Source organism: Rhizobacter sp. P3_B12, from assembly GCF_056402895.1.
The window spans coordinates 1-5,961 of the sequence record NZ_JBFUGN010000325.1 but is presented as its reverse complement, the minus strand read 5'-3'; the positions used below and the strand labels follow the sequence as shown (position 1 = coordinate 5,961).

Sequence of the window (5,961 nt, the reverse complement as noted above, 5' to 3'; positions counted from 1 at the left end):
GACGCGGAACTGCGCAAACGCCGGGGTGACGGTCGTGGAAAGGGCCGCCCCGCCCAGGGCGAGTCCGGAGGCAACGGAGAAGTGACGTCGATTCAGCATCCAGTGTCCTGATCTCAAATTGTGGTCTTGGTTCCGGCAGCGTCGGCGAACGCCATTTTCAGGTATCGGTAATAGGTGCCTTCGGCGTTGTAGACCGCCAGCACGAAACCGAGCCGCCCGTCGAGGAAGCCGCGGCGCAGCAGGTAGGCCCGCAGGAACGCCCAGGCGCCATGGGCAAGCGCCGTACCCAGCCCGCCGCGGCCGCCGGCGCGCACCTTGTCGAGGGCGCGGCCGCTGCTGTAGCGGTTCATCTTGTCCAGCGCGTCGTGCAGCGTCGGCATGGTCTCGTGCAGCAGGTCGCCCGGCAGGCGCCCGACCGGCCCCTGCACGTCCAGCCGCTCGTGCACCAGGTCGTCGGTGAAGCGGGCGCGCCCGCGCAGGAACAGCCGCGTGACCCGGTCAGGGTACCAGTCGCCATGGCGCATCCACTGTCCGCAAAAACGCGACAGGCGTGACAACTGGTAGCCGGCGGGGCCTTCGGCGGGGTCCGCACCGGGCGTCACGGCGGCCCGGATCGCCGCCGCCAGCGCTTCGCTGACCCGCTCGTCGGCATCCAGGCTCAGCACCCAGCGCCCTTGCGCCAGCTCCAGCGCCCGGTTCTTCTGCCGGCCGAAACCCGGCCAGTCGTCGGTGCGGGTCACCCGGGCGCCGCGCGCCGCGGCCTGCTCGCGGGTGTCGTCGGTGCTGCCGGCGTCGACGACGATCCACTCGTCGGCGAACGCGACGCTCTTCAGGCAGTCCGCGATCTGGTGGCCTTCGTTGCGGGTGATGACGATGACCGACAGGTTGGGAACGGACATGGAAGGCGACAGGCGCATGCAGCGTGGAGGTGCCGGGATTGTAGGCAGTGCCGGCGAACGATAATGCGCCCGGAATGAGCACCCCCACCCCGCCCCTTGCCTTGCCACTGAAAGCCCGCCTGAAGCGCCTGGCGCCGTATTTCGCCGACAGCGGCCGGGGCTTCGTCCTGATGATCGTCGGCTCGATCATCGGCGCGCTGACCGAACCGGTGATGCCGGCGCTGATGAAGCCGCTGCTCGACAAGGGCTTCACCGCCGATGGCATTCCGCTGTGGATGGTGCCGGTCGCGATCATCGGGCTGTTCTTCATCCGCGGCGTCGCCGGGCTGATCGCGCAGTACGGCCTGGCCTGGTCGGCCAACCGCGGCACCCAGGCCCTGCGCACCGCGATGTTCCAGCGGCTGATGACGGTGCAGCCGACGCTGTTCAGCCACCACACCGCCAGCAGCCTGACCAACACGCTCACCTACGAGGTGCAGGCGGGCGCCGGCCTGCTGGTCGGCTCGGTGATGACGCTGGTGCGCGACTCGGCCACGCTGGTCGCGCTGCTGGCCTACCTGCTGTGGATGAACTGGCAGCTGACGCTGTTCGTCGGCGTGCTGGTGCCGGCGGTCGCCTTCGTGATGCGCAAGCTCAGCAAGCGGCTGCACCGGCTGACGGTCGAAGGCCAGCAGGCCACCGACCAGCTCGCCTACGTGGTCGAGGAGAACGTGCTGGCCTGGCGCATCGTGCGCCTGCACGGTGCCGAGGCCGGCCAGGCCGGCCGCTTCCGCGCCCTCAGCGACACGCTGCGCCGGCTCGCGATCAAGTCGACGATGGCGGCCGCGACGATGACGCCGGTGACACAGATGATCGCCGCCTGCGGCCTGTCGGCGGTGATCGTCGCGGCCCTCTGGCAGAGCACCCACTACGGCGGCACGGCCGGCAGCTTCGCCGCGTTCATCACCTGCATGCTGATGCTGCTGGCGCCGATCAAGCACCTGTCCGAGGTGGCCGGGCCGATCACCCGCGGGCTGGCCGCGCTGGAACGCGGCGTCGCGCTGATCACCGATGCGCCGGTCGAGGAAAGCGGCGGCTTCGACCCCGGGCGCGCCCAGGGCCGCGTCGAGATGCGCCACGTCGGCCTGCGCTACAAGACCGACCAGGCGCCGGCACTGGACGACGTGAACCTGCGGCTGAACGTCGGCGAGACGGTGGCGCTGGTCGGGCCGTCGGGCGCCGGCAAGACGACGCTGGTGAACCTGCTGCCGCGCTTCCTGGAGCCGAGCGACGGCGAGCTGCTGCTCGACGACCGGCCACTGCGCGAGTGGAACGTGGCCGCGCTGCGCCGCCAGTTCGCGCTGGTCAGCCAGGACGTGGTGCTGTTCAACGACACCGTGGCGGCCAACGTGGCGCTCGGCGACACCGTCCCGAACGACGCCCGCCAGGGAGAGGCCCGCCAGCTCGACACCGCCCGCGTGCGCGAGGCGCTGCGCGCGGCCAACCTGCTGAAGTTCGTCGACGAGATGCCGCAGGGCCTGGACACGCTGGTCGGCCACAACGGCAACCAGCTGTCGGGCGGCCAGCGGCAGCGGCTCGCGATCGCGCGCGCCCTCTACAAGGACGCGCCGATCCTGATCCTCGACGAGGCCACGTCGGCGCTCGATTCCGAATCCGAGCGCCTCGTGCAGGAGGCGCTGGAGCGGCTGATGAAGGGCCGCACCAGCCTGGTGATCGCCCACCGGCTGTCGACCATCAAGGCCGCCGACCGCGTGCTGGTGCTCGAGGYCGGYCGCGTCGTCGAGCAGGGCACGCACGCCGAGCTGCTCGCGCAGGGCGGCCTGTTCGCCCACCTGCATTCGCTGCAATTCCGCACCCCCCACGCCGCGCCATCGGAGAGCCGAGGATGACCCGACTGAGCATCATCACCGCCGTGCACAACCAGCTGGAGATGAACCGCTGGTTCGTCGAGCACCTGCAGCGCTGCACCCGCTTGCCCTCGGAGCTGATCATCATCGACAACGCGTCGACCGACGGCTCGGCCGAGTTCTTCGAGTCGGTCGGCGCCAAGGTGATCCGCAACACGCAGAACTTCTCCTACCCGTACACGCAGAACCAGGGCATCGCGGTCGCGCAGGGCGACTGGCTCGCGTTCCTGAACAACGACATCGTCGTGCCGCCCGACTGGGACACGCGGCTGATCGCCAACGCCGAGCTGCACGGGCTCGACGCGCTGACGGTGTGCGGCATCGAGCGCGTCGAGACGCCCGAGGCCACCCAGGTGCTGCGCCGACGCTGGAAGCGCGCCTCGCTGCCGGTGCGCTTCTTCGGCGCCAAGCAACCCTGGCTCGGCATGTCGCACCGCTGGATGTACGGCGACTGGGACCGCTTCTGCCGCGAGCGCGCCGAGCAGTTCGAGGGCCTGGTGATCGAGGGCTATGTCGGCAACTCGGTGCTGATGAACCGGCGCGCGATCGACCGCATCGGGCTGTGGGACGAGCGCATCCAGGCCGCCGATGCCGACCTGTTCCTGCGGGCCAAGAAGCGCGCGGTCGAGGTCGGCGACATCCGCCCGCTGCACATCGCGCTCGACGTGTTCGTGCACCACTACATCCGCGTGACGCTGCGCGCCCGCCCGCCGGCCTTCGCCGACGCCGCGCGCCTGATCCCGATGGAGAAGAAGTGGAGCGCGACCGAGGTGGCGCGGCTCGCGTCGCACACGCTATGACGGCCGCTGGTTCGGCCTCGATCAGCGGCTTCACCTTCCTGCGCAACGGCGTCAAGCTCGGTTTCCCGTTCGAGGCCTCGGTGCGCTCGCTGCTGCCGCTGGTCGACGAGTTCGTGATCGCGGTCGGCCGCGGCGAGGACGACACCCGCGAGCGGCTGCTGGCGATCGGCGACCCGAAGATCCGACTGATCGACACCGTGTGGAACGAGCGCATGGAGTCGCGCGGCTTCGTCTACGCGCAGCAGAAGATGATCGCGCAGTTCGCCTGCACCGGCGACTGGGCCTTCTACCTCGAGGGCGACGAGGTGCTGCACGAGGGCGAGCTGGCGGCGATCCGCGCGTCGGTCGAGCGCCACCACGCCGACCGCCGCATCGAGGCGCTGGTGTTCGACTACCTGCACTTCTACGGCTCGCCGCACTGGCTCGCGGTCAGCCCGGCCTGGTACCGGCGCGAGTGCCGGCTGATCCGCAACACGATCCGCAGCTACGCGCCCGACGGCCAGTTCTGGGTGGTGATGGACCAGCACCGCCGCGGCCGGCACCCGAACGCCGCGCTGGCGAACGCGCACATCTACCACTACGGCCACGTGCGCCGCACCGACTACATGCAGGCCAAGCTCGACCAGGTGAGCAAGTACTGGTCGCATGGTGCGCCGAAGGTGCACTACGGCAACATCGACCCGCAGTCGCTGCTGCCCTATGCCGGCACGCACCCGGCGCTGATGGCCGGCTGGCTGCGCGACGAGGCCGAGCAGCACTTCGCGCCCGACCCGGCGCACCGGCTGACGAGCCGCGAGCGCAAGCACCGCTGGTCGATGCGCGTCGAGCGGCTGCTCGGCGTCGACCTGAGCCGCAAGCACTACAAATTGATCGCGTGATGCCCACTCCCGCACGGCGCGTCGGCATCAGCCTCGGCATGCTCGGCTCGCTGAGCGACGGGCTCGGCGAGTTCTCGACGCAGATCTGCGAGCACGTCGCGCGCGTCGCACCGGCCTGGCGCGAGCAGCACGGCGTGCGCTTCGACCTGCACATGCCGGTACGCTGGCACGGCCGCTTCGGCGACCAGGTCGGTTACCTGGCGACGAACAAGCTACAGGGCTACCTGCATTGGCCGGGCCTGCGCCGCTTCGACGTCTGGCACGGGCTGAACCAGCTCGGCCGCATCATCCCGCCCCTCGGCACGCGGCACTCGCTGCTGACCATCCACGACCTGAACCCRATCTATCACGACGCCGAGCCGGAAGCCCGCAAGGCACTCGACAAACTGCGCCGCCGGCTGCGCCACTTCGACGAAGTGACCACGCTGACCCGCCACGTCGAGGGCGACATCCGCCGCCACCTCGGCTGGAGCGGCCCGGTCACGGTGATCCCGAACGGCGCCCGCGACCTGAACACCCATGCGCAGGACGCCGTGCCCGGCATCGTGCCGGGCCGCTACCTGCTGCACCTGAGCCGCATGGCGGCGTCGAAGAACCCGCAGAGCCTGGTCGAGATGGCCGCGCTGTGGCCGCAGCAGGCGCTGGTGCTGGCCGGGCCGCGCACCGGCGATTCGGACCGGCTGGCCGCGCAGGTGCGCGAGCGCGGCCTCACGAACGTGACGGTGGTGCAGGAGGTGAGCGACGCGCAGAAGACCTGGCTCTACGCGCACTGCCAGGCCTTCGTGTTCCCGTCGCTGACAGAGGGCTTCGGCCTGCCGCCGCTGGAGGCGATGCACTTCGGCAAGCCGGTGTTCCTGTCGCGGCTGACCAGCCTGCCCGAGATCGGCGGCGCGCATGCCGGCTATTTCGACAGCTTCGAGCCGCAGGCGATGCGCCGCACGATCGAGACCGAGACGCCGCGCCTGCTGCACGCGGGCCTGGCGATCCGCGCCCATGCCGCGCTGTTCCGCTGGGACCGCGCGGCCGAGGCCTACCTCGCGATCTACCGGCGCCTGCTCGACACGACCCTCAGCGCGGCGCCGCGTTGAGCCACGACAGCGCCGCGGCCAGCACCGCCTCCGGATCGATGTCGTCGACCTGCCGGGGGCCGTGCAGGCTCGTCGTGCGGTTGGCCGGCGTGACGCGGTAGGCCGGCAGGATCTCGCCGGCGAACAGCGCCACCACCGGCGTGCCGGTCGTGTGGGCCACGTGCAGCAGACCGCCGTCGGCGCACAGCGCGAGCGCGCAGCGGTCGATCAGCGCCTGCACCTCGCCGAGGCTGTGGCGCCCGACGCGGTCGATCAGCGGCAGGCCGATCTCGGCGGCGACGATCGCATCGCGCATCGCGAGACCGTTGTCGGCGCCGATCAGCACGATGTGCGGCACCCGGCCGGTCGCGGCCAGGCCGCGCAGCACCTCGACCCAGCGGGTGTAGGTG

Annotated in this window: 6 protein-coding genes; 4 read left to right on the top strand and 2 right to left on the bottom strand. The window is 70.7% G+C overall.

Going from position 1 to position 5,961, the window contains the following annotated elements:
- Positions 1–113: 113 nt before the first annotated feature.
- Positions 114–917, bottom strand: coding sequence for a glycosyltransferase family 2 protein (locus AC1D01_RS17365; RefSeq protein ID WP_477868387.1), 804 nt, complete (start codon positions 915–917; stop codon positions 114–116).
- A gap of 56 nt (positions 918–973) precedes the next feature.
- Between AC1D01_RS17365 and msbA the strand changes: the two genes are divergently transcribed.
- From msbA to AC1D01_RS17345, 4 genes are read left to right on the top strand one after another with little or no spacing between them, the layout of a single operon-like run.
- Positions 974–2,788 (top strand): lipid A export permease/ATP-binding protein MsbA, encoded by a 1,815-nt coding sequence (gene msbA, locus AC1D01_RS17360; RefSeq protein WP_477868385.1) that lies wholly within the window; start codon positions 974–976, stop codon positions 2,786–2,788.
- Entirely contained in the window at positions 2,785–3,606 is an 822-nt protein-coding gene (locus AC1D01_RS17355) for a glycosyltransferase family 2 protein (protein ID WP_477868383.1), read from the top strand. Before msbA ends, AC1D01_RS17355 begins: the two co-directional genes overlap by 4 nt.
- Positions 3,603–4,484: a glycosyltransferase family protein gene (locus tag AC1D01_RS17350; protein WP_477868381.1), complete on the top strand. Its 882-nt coding sequence runs from the start codon at positions 3,603–3,605 to the stop codon at positions 4,482–4,484. The genes AC1D01_RS17355 and AC1D01_RS17350 overlap by 4 nt, the downstream gene beginning before the upstream one ends.
- Positions 4,484–5,572 carry a glycosyltransferase family 4 protein gene (locus tag AC1D01_RS17345; protein WP_477868389.1) on the top strand — a complete coding sequence of 363 codons (1,089 nt, stop codon included), beginning with the start codon at positions 4,484–4,486 and terminating at the stop codon, positions 5,570–5,572. The genes AC1D01_RS17350 and AC1D01_RS17345 overlap by 1 nt, the downstream gene beginning before the upstream one ends.
- Here AC1D01_RS17345 and AC1D01_RS17340 read toward each other — a convergent pair.
- On the bottom strand, positions 5,553–5,961 hold a 409-nt coding region (locus tag AC1D01_RS17340), incomplete at its 5' end, for a glycosyltransferase family 9 protein (RefSeq protein ID WP_477868379.1). The two genes, AC1D01_RS17345 and AC1D01_RS17340, sit on opposite strands and share 20 nt — an antisense overlap.

Excerpts from the sequence above, each read along its gene's own strand:
- AC1D01_RS17350 (WP_477868381.1), top strand. The coding sequence starts at position 3,603 with ATGACGGCCGCTGGTTCGGCCTCGATCAGCGGCTTCACCTTCCTGCGC.
- AC1D01_RS17355 (WP_477868383.1), top strand. The coding sequence starts at position 2,785 with ATGACCCGACTGAGCATCATCACCGCCGTGCACAACCAGCTGGAGATG.
- AC1D01_RS17365 (WP_477868387.1), bottom strand. The coding sequence starts at position 917 with ATGCGCCTGTCGCCTTCCATGTCCGTTCCCAACCTGTCGGTCATCGTC.